At 72.5% G+C, this 16,549-nt stretch carries 17 protein-coding genes; 12 read left to right on the forward strand and 5 right to left on the reverse strand.

Going from position 1 to position 16,549, the window contains the following annotated elements:
- The first annotated feature begins 3 nt into the window (after window positions 1-3).
- The 5 genes from ACNYS0_RS41285 to ACNYS0_RS41305 are packed head-to-tail and all read left to right on the forward strand — an operon-like array spanning window position 4 to window position 5,353.
- Entirely contained in the window at window positions 4-1,284 is a 1,281-nt protein-coding gene (locus ACNYS0_RS41285) for an MATE family efflux transporter (RefSeq protein WP_422482909.1), read from the forward strand.
- A complete protein-coding gene (locus ACNYS0_RS41290) occupies window positions 1,281-2,228 on the forward strand; it encodes a glycosyltransferase family 2 protein (RefSeq protein WP_422481812.1) in 948 nt (315 codons plus the stop codon). Before ACNYS0_RS41285 ends, ACNYS0_RS41290 begins: the two co-directional genes overlap by 4 nt.
- The gene (locus ACNYS0_RS41295) at window positions 2,225-3,436 is read left to right on the forward strand and encodes a polysaccharide pyruvyl transferase family protein (RefSeq protein WP_422481814.1); all 1,212 of its coding nucleotides are present in this window, start codon (window positions 2,225-2,227) and stop codon (window positions 3,434-3,436) included. The genes ACNYS0_RS41290 and ACNYS0_RS41295 overlap by 4 nt, the downstream gene beginning before the upstream one ends.
- Window positions 3,433-3,984 (forward strand): dTDP-4-dehydrorhamnose 3,5-epimerase, encoded by a 552-nt coding sequence (gene rfbC / locus ACNYS0_RS41300; RefSeq protein ID WP_422481816.1) that lies wholly within the window; start codon window positions 3,433-3,435, stop codon window positions 3,982-3,984. The genes ACNYS0_RS41295 and rfbC overlap by 4 nt, the downstream gene beginning before the upstream one ends.
- A gap of 7 nt (window positions 3,985-3,991) precedes the next feature.
- On the forward strand, window positions 3,992-5,353 hold the full coding sequence (locus ACNYS0_RS41305; RefSeq protein ID WP_422481818.1) for a glutamate-1-semialdehyde 2,1-aminomutase: 1,362 nt from the start codon (window positions 3,992-3,994) through the stop codon (window positions 5,351-5,353).
- Between the two features lie 2 nt (window positions 5,354-5,355).
- Here the strand turns inward: ACNYS0_RS41305 and ACNYS0_RS41310 are convergent, their stop codons facing one another.
- Complete coding sequence (locus tag ACNYS0_RS41310; RefSeq protein ID WP_422481820.1) at window positions 5,356-5,994, reverse strand: phosphatase PAP2 family protein; 639 nt, start codon at window positions 5,992-5,994, stop codon at window positions 5,356-5,358.
- A gap of 101 nt (window positions 5,995-6,095) precedes the next feature.
- Between ACNYS0_RS41310 and ACNYS0_RS41315 the strand changes: the two genes are divergently transcribed.
- The 6 genes from ACNYS0_RS41315 to ACNYS0_RS41340 all read left to right on the forward strand — a co-directional run bounded on the left by ACNYS0_RS41315 (window position 6,096) and on the right by ACNYS0_RS41340 (window position 11,180).
- Window positions 6,096-6,233 carry a hypothetical protein gene (locus tag ACNYS0_RS41315; RefSeq protein WP_422481822.1) on the forward strand — a complete coding sequence of 46 codons (138 nt, stop codon included), beginning with the start codon at window positions 6,096-6,098 and terminating at the stop codon, window positions 6,231-6,233.
- Between the two features lie 41 nt (window positions 6,234-6,274).
- Window positions 6,275-6,781, forward strand: a complete 507-nt coding sequence (locus tag ACNYS0_RS41320; protein WP_422481824.1) for a MarR family winged helix-turn-helix transcriptional regulator — start codon at window positions 6,275-6,277, stop codon at window positions 6,779-6,781.
- Between the two features lie 137 nt (window positions 6,782-6,918).
- Window positions 6,919-8,085, forward strand: a complete 1,167-nt coding sequence (locus ACNYS0_RS41325) for a PP2C family protein-serine/threonine phosphatase (RefSeq protein ID WP_422481826.1) — start codon at window positions 6,919-6,921, stop codon at window positions 8,083-8,085.
- Between the two features lie 235 nt (window positions 8,086-8,320).
- Window positions 8,321-9,913 (forward strand): PP2C family protein-serine/threonine phosphatase, encoded by a 1,593-nt coding sequence (locus tag ACNYS0_RS41330; RefSeq protein WP_422481828.1) that lies wholly within the window; start codon window positions 8,321-8,323, stop codon window positions 9,911-9,913.
- Window positions 9,910-11,007 carry a cobalamin B12-binding domain-containing protein gene (locus ACNYS0_RS41335; RefSeq protein WP_422481830.1) on the forward strand — a complete coding sequence of 366 codons (1,098 nt, stop codon included), beginning with the start codon at window positions 9,910-9,912 and terminating at the stop codon, window positions 11,005-11,007. Before ACNYS0_RS41330 ends, ACNYS0_RS41335 begins: the two co-directional genes overlap by 4 nt.
- Window positions 11,004-11,180 carry a hypothetical protein gene (locus ACNYS0_RS41340; RefSeq protein ID WP_422481832.1) on the forward strand — a complete coding sequence of 59 codons (177 nt, stop codon included), beginning with the start codon at window positions 11,004-11,006 and terminating at the stop codon, window positions 11,178-11,180. Before ACNYS0_RS41335 ends, ACNYS0_RS41340 begins: the two co-directional genes overlap by 4 nt.
- Before the next feature lie 2 nt (window positions 11,181-11,182).
- Here the strand turns inward: ACNYS0_RS41340 and ACNYS0_RS41345 are convergent, their stop codons facing one another.
- Complete coding sequence (locus ACNYS0_RS41345; RefSeq protein ID WP_422481834.1) at window positions 11,183-11,476, reverse strand: hypothetical protein; 294 nt, start codon at window positions 11,474-11,476, stop codon at window positions 11,183-11,185.
- A gap of 337 nt (window positions 11,477-11,813) precedes the next feature.
- On the opposite strand from ACNYS0_RS41345, the gene ACNYS0_RS41350 reads away from it, so the two are divergent.
- On the forward strand, window positions 11,814-13,244 hold the full coding sequence (locus tag ACNYS0_RS41350) for a DEAD/DEAH box helicase (protein ID WP_422481836.1): 1,431 nt from the start codon (window positions 11,814-11,816) through the stop codon (window positions 13,242-13,244).
- A gap of 40 nt (window positions 13,245-13,284) precedes the next feature.
- Here ACNYS0_RS41350 and ACNYS0_RS41355 read toward each other — a convergent pair whose 3' ends face one another.
- The 3 genes from ACNYS0_RS41355 to ACNYS0_RS41365 all read right to left on the reverse strand — a co-directional run bounded on the left by ACNYS0_RS41355 (window position 13,285) and on the right by ACNYS0_RS41365 (window position 16,396).
- On the reverse strand, window positions 13,285-13,863 hold the full coding sequence (locus tag ACNYS0_RS41355; protein ID WP_422481838.1) for an SRPBCC family protein: 579 nt from the start codon (window positions 13,861-13,863) through the stop codon (window positions 13,285-13,287).
- Window positions 13,863-14,477 carry a TetR/AcrR family transcriptional regulator gene (locus ACNYS0_RS41360; RefSeq protein WP_422481840.1) on the reverse strand — a complete coding sequence of 205 codons (615 nt, stop codon included), beginning with the start codon at window positions 14,475-14,477 and terminating at the stop codon, window positions 13,863-13,865. The genes ACNYS0_RS41355 and ACNYS0_RS41360 overlap by 1 nt, the downstream gene beginning before the upstream one ends.
- A gap of 116 nt (window positions 14,478-14,593) precedes the next feature.
- Entirely contained in the window at window positions 14,594-16,396 is a 1,803-nt protein-coding gene (locus ACNYS0_RS41365) for a sigma-54-dependent Fis family transcriptional regulator (protein ID WP_422481842.1), read from the reverse strand.
- Between the last annotated feature and the right edge of the window lie 153 nt (window positions 16,397-16,549).

Raw genomic sequence — 16,549 nt, forward strand, 5'->3', positions numbered from 1 at the left:
TCGATGACCACCGAGGGGGAGAAGACGAAGACATCCGCCAGGCGGGCCCTCGCCGGCCGGCTGTCCTGGGGCCTCGCCGACCAGGCGGCCTCCAGCGTGTCCAACTTCGCGGTGGGCATCTACGTGGCGCGCTCGCTGGGCGTGACCGCGTTCGGCGTGTTCAGCCTGGCCTGGGTGACGTACGGCGTGGTGCTCAACGTCTCCCGCGGGCTCGCCACCGACCCGCTCATGGTGCGCTTCAGCGCCGTGCCGGAGGCGTCCTGGCGTCGGGCGGTGGCCCAGTGCTCGGGCACCGCGCTCGGCGTCGGCGTCGCCCTCGGCGCGGCGTCCCTGGTGATCGGCCTGGCGGTCGGCAGCAGCATCGGGCCCGCCTTCGCCTGCCTCGGTATCGTCCTGCCGGGGCTGCTGTTGCAGGACTCCTGGCGGTTCGCGTTCTTCGCCGCGGGCACCGGGCGCAAGGCGTTCGTCAATGACATCGTGTGGTGCGTCGCCCTGGTCCCCGCCCTGGTGGCGGCGGCCCGCGTGGGCGGCGTGCCCGCCTTCGTGCTCGCCTGGGGTGGGTCCGCCGCGGTCGCCGCCGCGTACGGCTGCCTCCAGTCCGGCATCGGGCCCCGGCTCACCGGAGCGCGCACCTGGTTGCGCGAGCACCGCGACCTCGGCGCCCGCTACCTCGTCGAGAACGTCAGCAACAGCGGCGGCAGCCAACTGCGCGCGTACGGACTCGGCGTCATCGTCGGCGTCGGCGCGGTCGGGGTGGTGCGCGGCGCCGAGCTGCTGCTCGGCCCGTTCATGGCCGTCCTGATGGGGCTCTCGCTGGTCACCGTCGCCGAGGCGGCCCGGGTGCTGCGGCGGGCCCCGCACCGCCTGGGCAGGTTCTGCCTGCTGCTCGGCGGCGGACAGGCCGGCGCCGCGCTGCTGTGGGGCGGGGCGCTGCTCCTGATCCCGGACCGGGCCGGTGAACTGGTGCTCGGCGACGTGTGGAGCGCCGCCTCCCAGCTCATCGTGCCGGTCACCCTCGGCGTCGCGGGCGCGGGGCTCGGCACCGGCGCCGCCGCCGGACTGCGCGCGCTCGGCGCGGCCCGGCTCAGCCTGCGCTCCCAACTGTTCGCCTCCGCCTGCTACGTCGGCGGCGGGCTCGGCGGCGCGGCCGCGGGCGGCACGGTCGGCTCCGCCTGGGGCGTCGCCGCCGCGACCGTCACCGGCTCCGCCGTGTGGTGGCTGCACCTGAGGTACGCGCTGCGCGAGCACCACCACAACCCCACCCCCGAAGCGAGGACCACATGAGTGCCCAGCCCCGACTGAGCATCGGCCTGCCCGTCTACAACGGCGAGGAGTACCTCGCCGAGTCCCTCGACGCACTGCTCGGCCAGACCTACGAGGACTTCGAGCTGGTCATCACGGACAACGCCTCGACCGACGGCACCGAGGCCATCTGCCGCGACTACGCGGGACGCGACGAACGCATCCGCTACATCCGGCTGCCCCGCAACATCGGAGCCGCCCCGAACCACAACTACGTGTTCACCCAGTGCCGCGGCGAACTGTTCAAGTGGGCGTCGCACGACGACCTGTACGCCCGCGACCTGCTGCGCCGCTGCGTCCTCGCGCTCGACGAACACCCCGAGGTGATCCTCGCCCACGCCGACCAGGCCGTCATCGACGAGGACGGCAAGGTCAAGGTCCCCTACGCGTACACCCTCAACACCGACTCGCCGCGCGCGAGCGAGCGCTTCCGCAGCATGCTGTTCGAACCCGGCGGCGACGACTTCTACGGTGTGATCCGCGCCGACGTGCTGCGCAAGGTGAAGCCGCACGACAGCTACCACCACGCCGACCGCACCTTCGTCGCCGAGATCGGCCTGCACGGCCCCTTCCACCAGGTGCCGGAGCTGCTCTACTTCCGCCGCGACCACCCCACCCGCGCCGAGCGGGCCAACCCGTCCAAGCGCTCCCGCTGCGTCAACCTCGACCCGCGCCGGGCGGGCGTGCTGCACCCCACGCCCCGGCTGCTCGCCGAGTACGTCCTGGGCTTCGTCTCGGCGATCCGGCGGGCCCCGCTGTCCTCCGCCGAACGGGCGGCGTGCTACCGGCACTTGGCCGCCTGGGCCGCCAGCAGGGCCCGGCCGGGCGCGGGGGAGCGGGTCGAGGACCGGGCGCCGGTCGACCCGACACAGCTCGACGTCTCCCTCGACGAACTCGTCGCCGGCCGCGAGGGGCGGCGCCCATGACGGCCGGACCACGCGTCGGGGTGTTCGGCCTGCTCGGCTCCGGCAACCTCGGCAACGACGGCTCCCTGGAGGCCGTCCTCGGCTACCTGCGCGCCGAGCACCCGGACGCGCCCGTGGACGCGCTGTGCGGCGGACCCGACGTCGTCACCGCCCGCTACGGGATCCCCGCCACGCGGCTGCACTGGAACCGCGGCGAGTACCGGACCGCGTCGCGCGCCGGCGCGCTCGCGACGAAGGGCCTCGGCAAGCTCGTCGACGTCGTGCGCACCGCCGCCTGGGTGCGCCGGCACGACGTGGTGATCGTGCCCGGAATGGGCGTCCTGGAGGCCACCCTGCCGCTGCGGCCCTGGGGCTTCCCGTACTCGCTGTTCCTGCTGTGCGCGAGCGGCCGGCTGTTCGGCACGAAGGTGGCGCTGGTCAGCGTGGGCGCCGCCGAGATCCGGGTGCGGCCGACCCGGATCCTCGTCCGCTGGTCGGCCCGGCTCGCCGCCTACCGCTCGTACCGCGACGCCCAGTCCCGCGACGCGATGCGGGCGATGGGCGTGAACACCGCGCGCGACGCGGTCTACCCGGACCTGGCGTTCGCCCTGCCGGTGCCCGCGGCCACGGCGGCCGAGGGCACGGTCTGCGTCGGCGTCATGGACTTCCACGGCGGCAACGACGACCGGGCGCGTGCCGAGACGATCCACCGCCGCTACCTCGAAGGGACGACCCGGTTCGTCCGCACCCTCGTCGAGGACGGCCGGCGGGTCCGGCTGCTCACCGGCGACGACTGCGACACGACGGTCGTCGAAGCGATCATCGACGCGGTCGGCTCGCCGCTGGTCTCCGCCGCCGAACCGGCCTCCCTCGACGACCTGATGAAGGAGACGGCGGCCGCCGACACCGTGGTCGCCACCCGCTACCACAACCTGATCTGCGCCCTGAAGTCCGGCACACCCACCCTCGCCCTCACCTACGCGGCCAAGAGCGAGGCGCTCATGGAGCGGATGGGCCTCGGGTCCTACTGTCATCCGGCGCGCGAGGTCGACGCCGACCGGCTCCTCGAACAGTTCCGGGAACTGGAGAAGCGCTCGACGGAACTCCGCCAGACCCTCGTGGAGCGGAACAAGGCAGCCGCACAGCACCTCACCCACCAGTTCAACGCGTTGACCGACACCCTGTTCCCGGCCACCGGCCGGACCCGCACACCCCGGGGGAATCGATGAAACTGACCGAAGTCCCGGAGATCGCCGGGGCGTTCCTGCTCGAACCCACGCCGTACGCCGACGAACGCGGCTTCTTCTGCCGCACCTTCGACGCCGATGTGCTCCGCTCGGTGGGCCTCGACCCGCATGCCTTCGTCCAGGACAGCGTCTCCCGCTCGGTCCGCGGCGTACTGCGCGGCATGCACCTGCGCTCAGGCGACGGCGAGGCCAAACTGGTGCGCTGCTCGTACGGGAGGATCTTCGACGTCGTCGTGGACCTGCGGCCGGACTCCTCGACGTACCGCAACCGCGCCACGTTCGAGCTGTCCGGCGACACGCAGGTGACGCTCTACATCCCGGCGGGGTGCGCGCACGGATTCCAGGCGCTGACCGAGACCGCCGACACCTCGTACCGCATCGACCGACCGCACGACCCGTCCGAGGACGTGACGATCGCCTTCGACGACCCGGAGCTCGCCATTCCGTGGCCGCTGCCGGTCACCTCGATGTCCGAGCGCGACCGGAAGGCGCCGAACCTCGCCGATGTCCTGAAGCAGAAGGGGAGTTGAGACCGGCATGCCCATCGACAACACGCCGGACGCGGTTGACATGACGGACACCGAGGAGTTCCAGCTGCCCCGGTCGCGGTCGGCCAACGACCGGCTGCACGCCATGATCCCCGGCGGCGCGCACACCTACGCCAAGGGCGACGACCAGTACCCCGAACATCTCGCCCCGGTGATCAGCCACGGACGCGGTGCGCACGTGTGGGACATCGACGGCAACCGCTACATCGAGTACGGCTCCGGCCTTCGCTCGGTCAGCCTCGGCCACGCCCACCCGCGCGTGAACGAGGCGGTGCGCAGGGAGATCGACCGCGGCAACAACTTCGTGCGGCCGTCCATCGTGGAGGTCCAGGCCGCGGAACGCTTCCTGGCCACCGTGCCGACCGCGGACATGGTGAAGTTCGCGAAGAACGGCTCCGACGTCACCACCGCGGCGGTGCGCCTGGCGCGCGCCGTCACGGGACGCGGGCGGGTCGCCATCTGCGCCGACCACCCGTTCTTCTCCACGGACGACTGGTTCATCGGCACCACCCCCATGTCGGCGGGCATCCCGACGGAGACCAGCGACCTCACGGTGTCCTTCCCGTACGGGGACCTCGCCGCAACGGAGGCGCTCCTCACCCGGTACGCGGACGACGTGGCCTGTCTGATCCTGGAACCCGCGGCCCACCGCGAACCGCCGCCCGGCTATCTCGAAGGGCTGCGGGACCTCGCCGACCGGCACGGCTGCGTACTGATCTTCGACGAGATGATCACCGGCCTGCGCTGGTCGGAGGCGGGCGCCCAGGGCCTGTACGGCGTCGTGCCCGACCTCTCCACCTTCGGCAAGGCGCTGGGCAACGGCTTCGCCGTCTCGGCGCTCGCCGGTCGCCGCGAGCTGATGGAGTACGGCGGGCTGCGCCACCGCGGCGAGCGGGTCTTTCTCCTCTCCACGACCCACGGCGCGGAGACGCACTGCCTGGCGGCGGCGATGGCCGTCCAGAGCACGTACGTGGAGGAGGGGATCACCGCGCGCCTGCACACCCTCGGCGAGCGCCTCGCCGCAGGGGTGCGCGAGGCCGCGTCGAGCATGGGCGTCGGCGAGAACGTCCTCGTCAAGGGCCGTGCGAGCAACCTCGTCTTCGCCACCCTCGACGAGAACGGGCAGCCCTCGCAGCTGTACCGCACGCTGTTCCTGCGCCGGCTCCTCATGGGCGGCGTCCTCGCCCCGTCGTTCGTGGTGAGCAGCGCGCTCGGCGACGCCGACATCGACCGCACCATCGATGTGGTGGCCGACGCCTGCGCGGTGTACCGCAAGGCGCTCGACGCCGGCGACCCCACGCCGTGGGTGGCGGGACGTCCGGTCAAGCCGGTGTTCCGCCGCCTGGCCTGACGTCAGCCGCGAGCTAGTCGGCCGGCGTCCGCGACCCGGTCGACCAGCCACGCGGTGGCGGGCACCACCGCGAGGGCGAGGCACCAGCCGCCGAGCGCGTCCGTCGGGTAGTGCGCGCTCAGGGCGACCTCCGCCCAGCCCATGACAACGCCTGCCGCCAGGCCCGCGCCGAACACGAGCGGGACACCGGCCGCTCTGCCGAGCCCGAGCCGCCCGACCGCGACCAGCGCCACCGCGAGGGCGAGCGCGGTGAGGAAGGCGGTGTGCCCGCTCGGATAGGACAGGTTGCCCGGACCGTGGATGGTGCGCCCCACCACCGACTTGACGACCGTGCCCGCCCCCACGGTCAGGACGACCGCGGCGACCACGAGCACCGCCGCGCGAGGGCGGCGCAGCAGCAGACACCACGCCACGGCGGCCGCCACCAGCACCACCGCGCCCACGGGTTCCCCCAGGAAGTCGACGGTCAGCGCCACACCACGCCACGGCGGCCGCACACTGTCGTCCGTCGGCAGGACGAACCACCGGTCCACCCGGCCGGACTCGCTGTGCCCCGCGTACATGACCCCGATCGCGGCGACGACGAGCGCGGAGAGCGCCGCGACGAGCCCGAGCCAGGCGCGCAGCGCCGTGGGCAGCACGGAAGGCAGGATCCGGGAATCAACCTGCTCGCGCCGACCGCGGCCCGGTTCCGCTTCTGGGCCCGCTCCTGCCAGGTGATCCAACGCGAGCCCCCCCCGTCATGTCCGACCCGACTTCCAGTGACGATAACCGGCTCGTGGGCGCGGCGCCGCTCCAACTCGACAAGCTGTTCGTGGAGTTGAAGAGGAGCGCGGAGTGGGGCGACGGGCGGGTCGGCCGCGACGTGGCGCGGGGGTAGGCTCATTGCCGACGTCGTTCTCTGATTGGGAGGGTGCTGGGATGCCCCGGAGACTGCCCCTCCACGCCCCTGAGCGGGTGGCCGAGACGGCCTGCCGCGTATCGGAACTGCTCGACGTGCTGTACGGACGTGGCCAGGAGGCCGCTTCGGCGGGCCCGCTCCCGCCCTCGCAGTTCCGCGCGCTGGCGGTGATCGAGGAGCAGCGGAGGGTGAACCAGCGGGCGCTGGGCGAGGCCCTCGGGTCCCGCCCCTCGTCGGTGAGCCGGCTGTGCGACCGGCTCGAGGCGGCGGGCCTTGTCGAGCGTCTCGCCAGCACCACCAGTCGCCGCGAGGTCGACCTGCGGCTGAGCCGTCGCGGAGCCGCCGTGCTCGAGGACTTCCGCGCGGCTCGTGCGCGGGAGATCGCGGAGGTGCTTCAGACCATGGAGCCGGCCGATCTGCACACCCTGGCCGCAGGACTCGAGCAGTTCGAGCGAGCCGCCTCGGCACACATCGGGCCGAGCGAGGGCCCCGGGGACGCGGAGGAGCCTTCGCAGGCCACGGCCTGACGGAGGCGTCGCGGGATTCTCCGTGCCGGGCGGATACCGGCGCGGGATAGACTGCGCCAATAGTTTGCCGTACGGCAACATTTCTGGTGCGTTGACGTTCCCCTCGGCAGCAGGCCTGCCCATCGAAGAAGGCTGCTGTGACGAATTTCCTTGCCGCGGAGCGTGCTGTCCGAACCGCCGCGCCGTTCGGGCTCCTGGACACCGTGCGGGCGGCGTTGACCAAGTACTACGGCGCCCTGAGTGTCGACCTGTTGCTGGCCGACTACAGCCTCACCGTGCTCCAGCCGGTGACGGAACTCCCGTACACCACCGATCCGCTGCCCGTGCACGCCAGCCCCGCGGGCCGCGCCTTCGCGAGCCAGGACCCGCACAGCCGCACCGTCGGCGGCGGGGGAGCGGTCGACCTCTTCCTGCCCGTGACCGTGCGCGGCGACCGGCTGGGCATTCTGTGCGTGCGCGTCCCGGACGAGGAGTGCACTGCGGAGAACCTGGAGGAGCTCACCGCCCTCGCGGAGATCCTGGGCCACGAGATCGTCGTCGCGGACCGGGACACCGATGTCTATTTGCAGGCCCGCCGGGCGAGCAGGCTCACCCTGGCCGCCGAGATGCAGTGGCAGCTGCTGCCGGGGCGGGCCTACAGCCGCACGGAGTACGCGATCGGCGCCCAACTGGAGCCCGCGTACGCCATCCACGGGGACAACTTCGACTGGGCGGCGACCAGCGAGACACTCACCCTCACCATCACGAACGGCATGGGTGAGGGGATCGCGGCATCGCTCCTGACGAACCTCGCCGTCAACGCGCTGCGCAATGCCAGGCGGGCCGGCATCGGCATCGCCGACCAGGCGGCCCTGGCCGATCAGGCGCTCTACGCACAGCACCGCGGGGAGCAGTACGTCTCGACGCTGCTCCTCTCCTTCGAGCTGGCGACGGGGCGCGTGCGGGTGGTGGACGCCGGATCGCCCCAACTCTGGCGTCAGCGGGGCAGGGTGGTCGAGCAGATCCCCTTCGAGGCCCAGCTGCCCCTGGGGATGTTCGAGGAGACCGACTACGTGGCGCAGGAGTTCTCCGTGCTGCCCGGTGACCGCCTGCTGTTCGTCAGCGACGGTGTCTACGGAGGACTGTCCTGGTCGGGGGAGGCGTACGGCGAGAAGATGCTCGCGCGTGCGATACAGAGCGCGCGTCTGCTGCCGGCGTCCGCGGTACCCCGGGCGATCCTCCAGGAGTTGGCGGCGCACCTGGACACCGACGCGGACGACGACGCCCTCGTGGTGTGCCTGGACTGGTTCGGCCGCGCGGGTTGACGCTTGCCGAGAACGCCCGGAGCATGCAACTGTTGCCTCATGGAAACTGTAATGCTCTGCGCTGCGCTTGAAACAGGGCAAGTCCTCTGATCTCGGTGTCGGTTGCTGTCCCCGGACTCTCGGTGAAGGGTGGTGGGGGCCCGTTCCTCCCGGGTCCCGTGTGATGGTCTCCTCCACGGAGCCGTTGGGTCCCCGCGACGCGATACCGGTCCCCGAACCTCGGCCGCAGCATCCGATGCTGACGGTGAATCCGGTGGGCCGCATCCTGTTCTGCAACGACCAGGCCAGAGCCCTCCTCGACGGCGTGCGGGCCGGCGCGCTGCTGGTGGACACGGTGCCTGCCTGGCTGGCCGACGCGCACACCGACGTCCTGATCGGCGCCGGCGACGGGCCGCCTGCCGTGGCATGGGGCCGCATCGGCGAGCGCACGGTGGAAGCCTTCCCCAGCCGCGGCGCCAACGGCACGGTGTCCTGGTGGCTGGTCGACGACAGTGATCTCCGGCTCGCCCGCGACCAGTTGGCCGGCGAGCGGACCCGCTCACGTGTCCTCCAGGAGGCCTCCAGCGAACTCCTGGCCTCCTTGAACGTGGACCGGTGCATGGAGGTCACCGCCTTGCTGGCGGCCGAGCACCTCGCGGACGCGGCGGTCATCGTCGGCGTCGGCAGCGGCCGCACGCATCCGGTGACCTGGGCGTGCGGCGGCCGGGTCACGCAGCGCCGCATCGCCGTGAACGCCGACGAACTGCCCGGCCTGGCCGAGGCGTTGCTGGGGTTTCCCCCGGTGCCCTCCCGCTGGATCGACCCGGCCCTGATGCCGGAGTGGGCCGTCCCCGAGGGATTCGCCGAGCACGCGGGCGAGATCGGCTCGGTGGCAGTGGTTCCGCTGCCCGGCCACGGACTGCCGGCGGGCGCCGTCGTGTTGATGCGCCACAGCAAGGAAACGGCATTCACCGAGAGCGAGGAGGCCTTCGCCCGGCTGTTCGCCGCCCGCGCGGGAGCGGGCCTGTCGGCCGCCAGGATCTATACGGAGCAGACGCACATCACCAGTGTCCTCATGCAGGAGCTGCTGCCGCCCACGCTCGGGCGGACCCAGGGCATCGACTTCTCGGGTCGCTACCGTCCCTCGGCGGCGAGCGAGCGAGTGGGCGGCGACTTCTACGACGTGTACGCGGCCGACAGTGACGACGGTGAAGGCGGCGAGGTGTTCGCCGTGCTGGGCGACGTGTGCGGCAAAGGCCTGGAAGCGGCGGTCCTGACAGGGAAGATCCGCAACACCGTGCACGCGCTGCTGCCCTTCGCGTCCGACCACGCCCGCGTACTGACCCTGCTCAACAGCGCGTTGCTTAGCTCGCACCACACGCGCTTCGCCACCATGGTGTGCGCGACGGCGGTGCGCAGGCAGGGCCGGGTGCGGCTGCGCCTCACCAGCGGCGGGCACCCCCCGCCGCTCATCCTCCGGGCCGACGGCCGCGTCGAGGAGGCCAGGACGCGCGGCACACTCGTCGGCGTGCTGCCCGAGATGACGGTGGACACGGCGACGGTGTTCCTGGAGCCGGGGGAGACCTGCCTGATGTACTCCGACGGCATCACCGAGGCCTGCGGCGGCCCGTTGGGGGACCGCATGTTCGGGGACGAGCGCCTGCGTTCCGTGCTCGCCGAGTGTGCCGGGCTGCCGGCGGAGGCCGTCACCGAGCATGTGCACATGGTGGCTTCCCAGTGGGTGGGCGACGGCCCTCATGACGACATGGCGCTCCTGGCCATCACCGCACCACGGTCCAGCCACCTCACCGCGGTGGACGGACACACCCGGGGCAGGTTCACCGCATGACGACCACCGGGGCCGCAGGGGCGCCGAACTACAGTGAGCTGCAAGAGCAGTTGTGGAACGCTGTGATCGGCAGTGACGACGCGAGCGCCGTGGCGGTGGTGACCGGGGCCGTGGGCGAGGGGGAACCCGCGCAGGTGGCGGTCGCTGCCGAGCGCGCACTCCTCGACCTGATCGCGCCGGTACAGGAGCGCGTGGGCCTGCGGTGGGCGGCGAACACGATCTCGGTGGCGCAGGAGCACGCGGCGACCGCCATGAACGAGCGCTGCGTCGCCGCGGTCGCCGAGCTGACCGCCGACGTGCGGGCCGCCCCGGCCCTGGGCCGCGTGACGGTCGCGTGCGTGGACGGCGAGTGGCATGCACTGCCCGCCCGGCTGGTCGCCGAGGTCCTGCGACTGCGCGGCTGGAACGTCGACCACCTCGGGGCGCAGGTGCCCACGGAGCACCTCGTCGCCCACCTCCATCAGCACACCCCCGACGCCGTGCTCCTCTCCTCGTCGATCCCCTCGCACCTGCCCACCGCCCATGCGGCGATCAGCGCCTGCCGGGCCGCCGGTGTCCCGGTGATGGTCGGCGGCGCCGCGTTCGGCCCGCAAGGCCGCTACGCGCGCCGGATGCGGGCTTCCTGGGCACCCGACGCCCGCGGCGCGCACGCCGTACTGGCGCGGGGGCTCCCGCGGCCCTCCGTGTCGGCGGCCCGCTCGCCCGACCTCGACATGCCGCACCTCGGCGATCAGGAATTCACCATGGTCAGGCAGTCGAAGCGGCGGCTGATCAAGCAGACCCTCGTCGATGTGGAGAGCACCTTCCCTCCCATGCGCGCCTACAGCACGTTCCAACTGGAGCGCACGGCCGAGGACATCGACCACATCCTCACCCACCTCGTCACCGCTCTGTACGTCGATGACGCCGAACTGTTCAGCAGGTTCGTCACGTGGACCGCCGACATCCTCGGCAGCCGCGGAGTCCCGCCGCAGTGCCTGCTGCCGGCCCTCGACTCCCTGCTGCATCAGCTCAGCGACTTCCCGCGCGCCACCGGCATCCTCGCCGGGGCTCGCGGGGCCGTGGCCGTTCCCCGCTCCGGACACCCCGCATGACCTCCTACGCAGCCCTGAGGGTGGCGACCATCGGGGTGTCGGGCGGTGTACTGACCGTGCGGGCCGCCGGAACGCTCGACCACCTCACCGGTGGCGCCCCGGCGGCAGCGGATGAACGGGAGGCGGGTGCCGTCGATTCGGATCCGCGTCAGCGCGAGGACTTCTCACGATGACGTCACTGCTGGTGGTCCACACCCCGCAGTCCGACGGTCAGTTGGTCCAGTACGGAACCGGGGTCCAGGTCGTACGCCTGCGCCGCGACGCCCACGCTCAGTTCCGCCGTGTGCGTCATCGCCCACAACAACGCGCAGTGGGCCGCGGTCTCGTCGCCGAGACGCTGTCTCAAGCGAAGGACGGCCGAGTCGAGTTGAGCGTTGGACGCGGGCGTGTATCCGTCCTGGAGCGAGCCGCGCAGGAGCGTCAGAGCCTCCAGCGTGGCCGACGGGTGGGACGGGGTCTCCAGTGGCATGCGCGTTCCTTCCTCTCGCTCGTTCTGGCCCGTTGCCCCGGACCGTCCGGGGCACGCCTCGTGCCACCCGTGTGGCGGACCCCGTGCCGGCCCGAAATCGAGAACGAGTTCTCTGGTCGATCGGGATGCCGAACGTCGTGAGGGCCGCGAGGAGTCCCCGTAGTGGAGTCGGTCGACATGTAAAACGCCAGGTCAGAGGCGTCTGTCTACGTCCCGTGCTAGCGTTGAGCGTTTGCAGCGCAGTCGTGCCGGTGTCCCGTTGGGTGCCGCCGGCCGGCCGCCGCGTCCCCGCCGCGCCTTCCTCGGTACGGTCCCACCCTTCGCAGGAAGGCTCTCTGTGAGCGAATCAGCACGTGCCGACGACGCCCGGCAGCAGGACGACGCGCCGGGCACCGCCCCCGTGGCGTCCTTCGCGGACCTCGATCTGCCGGCCGCGGTGCTGCGCACGCTCGCCGAGCACGGCGTGACGAAGCCCTTCCCCATCCAGGCGGCGGCGCTGCCGAACGCGCTGGCGGGGCGGGACGTCCTCGGCCGGGGCCGCACCGGTTCCGGCAAGACGCTCGCCTTCGGCCTCGGGCTGCTCGCCCGGACGGCCGGGCGGCGCGCGCAGCCCAAGGAGCCCCTCGCCCTCGTGCTGGTCCCCACCCGGGAGCTGGCGCAGCAGGTGACCGAGGCGCTCACCCCGTACGCCGAGGCGCTGCGGCTGCGGCTCGCGACGGTGGTGGGCGGCGTGTCCATCGCCCGGCAGTCCGCCGCGCTGCGCGACGGCGCCGAGGTCGTCATCGCCACCCCGGGACGGCTGCACGACCTGATCGACCGCAAGGGCTGCCGCCTGGGACGGGTGCGCATCACGGTCCTCGACGAGGCCGACCAGATGTGCGACATGGGCTTCCTGCCGCAGGTCACCGAGGCGCTCGACCAGGTGCGGCCCGACGGCCAGCGGATGCTGTTCTCCGCCACCCTCGACGGCGACGTCGATCAGTTGGTGCAGCGCTACCTGCGCGACCCGGCCGAGCACTCCGTGGACCCCTCGTCGAGCGCGGTCTCCACGATCGAGCACCACGTCCTCGTCGTGCACGGGCCGGACCGCTGGTCCGTCGCCACGGAGATCGCCGCCCGCGACGGCCGCGTCCTGCTCTTCCTCGACACCAAGCACGGCGTCGACCAGCTCACCCGGCACCTGCGGGCCAGCGGTGTGGCCGCCGCCGCGCTGCACAGCGGCAAGGCCCAGCCGCAGCGCACCCGGACCCTGGCCCAGTTCAAGGACGGCGAGATCACCGCGCTGGTGGCGACCAACGTCGCCGCGCGCGGCCTGCACGTCGACGACCTGGACCTCGTGGTCAACGTCGACCCGGCGACCGACCCCAAGGACTACCTGCACCGCGCGGGACGCACGGCCCGCGCGGGACGCTCCGGCACCGTCGTCTCCCTCGTCCTGTCGGGCCAGCGCCGCGAGACGAGCCAGGTGATGGCGGACGCCGACGTCACCGCCAAGGTCACCAAGGTGCGCTCCGGCGAGGCGGAACTGAGCCGTATCACCGGCGCCAGGGCCCCCTCCGGCAAGCCGCTGGACGGCGGCCCCGCCCAGCGCCCCAAGAACCAGAACACCCCGTTCCGCGGCCTGGGCAGCACCAAGAACCCGAAGAGCGGCTCCGGAACCGGGACGGGAACCGCGGCCGGCTCGGGCGGCCGCGGCTCCCGCAAGACCAACGAGGCCCGCAAGCTCGCCGAGGCGCGCAAGGCGGCGCGGGTGCGCAGGGGCGGCTGAGCCGCGCCGCTTCAGTCAGCCGGGGTTCAAGCGGCCGGGTTCAGGAGTCCCTGAGCTCGGCCAGGCGGTCGGCCAGTGCCCGGTTCAGCGCGCGGAACTGCGGCAGGGTGTTGGACTTCAGCGTGCTTCGGTAGAAGGGAACCGCCACGCCGCTGAAGGCCTCGCTCTGCGTCAGCCTGACCCGGTGGCTCCCCACCTGGTCGATGACGAACCGGTGTTCGCCGTCGAAGACGAGGCCGGGTCCGATCCGGCCGATCCAGCGCAGCTCCCGGCCCGCGTCGGCGGCCAGCACGGTGGGTGTGAACGTGGTGTCCCCGGTCTTGTCGCGCAGGACCAGACGCAGGGTGGCGTCCTCGCGCACCGTGCCGCTCGCGGAGACGATGAACGGATTCCACTGGTCGTAGGCCCGCAGATCGGACAGCACGCGCCAGACCTCGTCGGGCGTCGCCTCCAGCTCGATCGACGAACTCAGCCTGTACGGGCGGGCGTTGGTCCAGCCGGTGTAGATCGCCAACAGGACGAGGAGCGAGGCCAGCACGGCGGCCGGGCGACGGCGCCGGGTCCGGGTCCGGGTCCGGGTCCGGCGCGGGTGTATCGGCGCTTCCAGTAACGCGTTCATCAACTCTCCCTGAGCGGTAGCGCGCCGCGCAGGGCGGCGCTCACGAGTCGTTCGGCATACGCACGGTCGATCGGCCGGCCGGTGATGAGGAGCCGGTAGTACAGCGCCCCGGCGAGTTGGTCGAACAGCAGGCCGGAGTCGGTGGCGGAGTCCAGCTCGCCGCGGAGCCGGGCGCGGTCGATCAGGCCCAGGACGACCTGGTTGCGCCGGGTGAAGACGTCGCGGACCAGCGTGCCGATGTCGGGGTGCCGGGCGGCCGCGGCGACCAGCTCGGCCACCACACCGGCGGAGAGATCGTCGGCCTCGCCCTGGCGTCCCGCACGCCGCATGCTGTTGAGGCCGCGAGCGATCTGCTCCGCGTAGTCGGTGAGGTCGGCGCGCACGTCCCCGGTGTCCGGGACGGCCACGTCGTCCTGCATCCGGGCGACGACCGCGACGGCCAGATGATCCTTGGTGGGCCAGCGCCGGTACAGGGTCGTCTTGGCCACGTCGGCCCGTTCGGCGACCTTGTCCACGACGAACCCCGCGTAGCCGTGCTCCAGGAGCTGGTCCCGCGCCGTCCGCAGGATCCGCTCGTCGGCCTCCGCGTTCCTCGGCCGCCCTCGCTGCGCCATGTCCCGTGCTCCGCCCCAGTCATTACGCTACTGCCGTTTCGTAATTGGAGCGTACGGAGACAGGAGGCTTTACGCAACGGCCGTAGCGAAATTGGGGGCGGGCGCCGTCCGCCGACTCAGCCGCGTGCGGGGAGGGTGATGCCGTAGGCCCGCATCTTCCGGTAGATCGTCGTACGGGAGATGCCGAGCCGCTGCGCCGCAAGCAGCTTGTTGCCGTCCACCTCCAGCAGGGCCTGGACCAGGGTGTCGCGCTCGGACGCCTCCCACGGGCTGAGCGATCGGCCGCCCGGGCTGTGCAGGGACGGCGGCAGATCGCCGAGCTCGATGCGGTAGGTGCGGCGGCCCGCCGCGGCCTCGCGCAACGCGGCGTCCAGCTGCCGGATGTTGCCCGGCCAGTCGTGCCGACGCAGCAGCGGCAGCACCTCGGGCGCGCACTCGACGCCCGCGCCGACGCGCCGCAGCAGACAGTCGACCAGGGCGGGCAGGTCCGCGAGGCGGTGCCGCAGGGCGGGAACGGCCACCGCTTCGACGAAACAGCGCCTCAGCGGTTCGGGTACGCCGCGCGGTCGGCGCAGCGTACCCACGACCCAGGTGCCCTGTGCCGCCGCGGCCTCCAGGGCCTGGGCGACGGCGGCGGCTTCCTCGGGGGCCACGGCGTCCACGTTGCGAAGGAGCAGGGCGCGGCCCGCCCCCGCCGACGCCTCGCGCAGTGCTGTCGGCAGGCCGCTGCGGGCCTCGCCCCCGGTGGCGGCATCCACGACGACGGGCGCCGAGGCCGCACCGGTCAGCGCGTGCGCTGCGCCCACCAGCGCCGCCTTGCCCGTGCCCGCCTCGCCGTGGAGCAGGAGCGGCGTCCGCTCGCGGGCGCAGCGGGACGCCGTACGGGAGACGGTGTTCCACGCCGGGTCCGTCCCGGCGAGTCCCGGCAGCGGCCACGGCCGGACCGCGTCCTGCTCCGTGCGCGTCCGGGAGCCGGACGAGCGGGGCCGGTGGCCCGCGGTGGGGACGTCCGCGAAGGCCAGCTCCAGCAGGTACCCGGCCGCGCCCACGGAGCTGTCGACCTGGCGGCAGCGCATCAGGACGCTGTCCCCGCCCGTCAGTTGCACCTCGTGGCGGGTGCGCGGCGCGTGCCCCAGTTCGGCGGCGGCCTCGTGCAGCAGCCGGTGGTCGTCGCCCGTGAGCCGCGCGGAGGCCGCCGAGTTGGCGAGGACGAGATCCTGGCCGAGACAGAGCACCGGCCGGTCACCGTAGTGGCTCACCTGCTGGAACGCCTCGAGCAGTGCACGCTGGTGCGAGCTGCTGAACTCGTACATGACGCGTTCGATGTCACCGGCGGCCTCCTGCACCAGGGCCGCCATGAGGGTGCGCGCCGGGCCGTTCCAGCACGTCAGGTTCATGGCTCCCTCGACGCGCCCGGTGACCGAGTTGCGGATCGGGGCGGCCGCGCAGGACACGCCTTGCAGACGCTCGTTGAAGTGCTCGGTGCCGAGGACCACGTTGGGCCGGCGCTCCTCCAGGGCGACCCCGATGCCGTTCGTGCCGACGAACTGCTCGGCGTAATTGAAGCCGGGGGCCAGGTGGACCCGGTCCAGGTGCATGGAGAGCCGCTTCTCCCCGACGCGGCGGTCGCGCACCCAGCCCTTGCGGTCCGTCACGATCACGCTCGCGTCCGACCCCGCCAGCGTCCGCTCCAGCCGGTCGAGGACGGGTGCGGCGGCGCGGACCAGGCGGCTCTCCCGGTCGAAGTCCGGCTGGTAGGGGACGACCACCTCGTCCGTGCCGACCCCGAGGTACTTGGAACGCTGCCAGGAGTTGCGGATGCCCTCGGGCACGATCTGCGCGGGCGGTTCCGCGTGGGTGAGGAACTGCAGGCGCGCTCGCGCGATGGTCCGGTCCCGCTCCGTGCTGTCGCTGAGCATGGCGCCTCCGATGGGCGTGTTTCCGCCATATTACGAAGGTGTTCGTACCAGTCAACGGGCTGTTCGCCAAGGCTTCCCGTGCGTTTTCCGCGCGCGGGTACCGGTGCGGGACGCGGTGTGTTCCACATTGAAAAACTCGACGGAGCCCCTGGC

The sequence above is a fragment of the Streptomyces anthophorae genome (assembly GCF_049310305.1).
Lineage (GTDB): Bacteria > Actinomycetota > Actinomycetes > Streptomycetales > Streptomycetaceae > Streptomyces.

Excerpts from the sequence above, each read along its gene's own strand:
- ACNYS0_RS41335 (WP_422481830.1), top strand. The coding sequence starts at position 9,910 with ATGACGACCACCGGGGCCGCAGGGGCGCCGAACTACAGTGAGCTGCAA.
- ACNYS0_RS41340 (WP_422481832.1), top strand. The coding sequence starts at position 11,004 with ATGACCTCCTACGCAGCCCTGAGGGTGGCGACCATCGGGGTGTCGGGC.
- ACNYS0_RS41295 (WP_422481814.1), top strand. The coding sequence starts at position 2,225 with ATGACGGCCGGACCACGCGTCGGGGTGTTCGGCCTGCTCGGCTCCGGC.
- ACNYS0_RS41315 (WP_422481822.1), top strand. The coding sequence starts at position 6,096 with ATGTCCGACCCGACTTCCAGTGACGATAACCGGCTCGTGGGCGCGGCG.
- ACNYS0_RS41345 (WP_422481834.1), bottom strand. The coding sequence starts at position 11,476 with ATGCCACTGGAGACCCCGTCCCACCCGTCGGCCACGCTGGAGGCTCTG.
- ACNYS0_RS41365 (WP_422481842.1), bottom strand. The coding sequence starts at position 16,396 with ATGCTCAGCGACAGCACGGAGCGGGACCGGACCATCGCGCGAGCGCGC.
- ACNYS0_RS41320 (WP_422481824.1), top strand. The coding sequence starts at position 6,275 with ATGCCCCGGAGACTGCCCCTCCACGCCCCTGAGCGGGTGGCCGAGACG.
- ACNYS0_RS41330 (WP_422481828.1), top strand. The coding sequence starts at position 8,321 with ATGCTGACGGTGAATCCGGTGGGCCGCATCCTGTTCTGCAACGACCAG.
- rfbC (WP_422481816.1), top strand. The coding sequence starts at position 3,433 with ATGAAACTGACCGAAGTCCCGGAGATCGCCGGGGCGTTCCTGCTCGAA.
- ACNYS0_RS41360 (WP_422481840.1), bottom strand. The coding sequence starts at position 14,477 with ATGGCGCAGCGAGGGCGGCCGAGGAACGCGGAGGCCGACGAGCGGATC.
- ACNYS0_RS41355 (WP_422481838.1), bottom strand. The coding sequence starts at position 13,863 with ATGAACGCGTTACTGGAAGCGCCGATACACCCGCGCCGGACCCGGACC.
- ACNYS0_RS41305 (WP_422481818.1), top strand. The coding sequence starts at position 3,992 with ATGCCCATCGACAACACGCCGGACGCGGTTGACATGACGGACACCGAG.
- ACNYS0_RS41285 (WP_422482909.1), top strand. The coding sequence starts at position 4 with ATGACCACCGAGGGGGAGAAGACGAAGACATCCGCCAGGCGGGCCCTC.
- ACNYS0_RS41290 (WP_422481812.1), top strand. The coding sequence starts at position 1,281 with ATGAGTGCCCAGCCCCGACTGAGCATCGGCCTGCCCGTCTACAACGGC.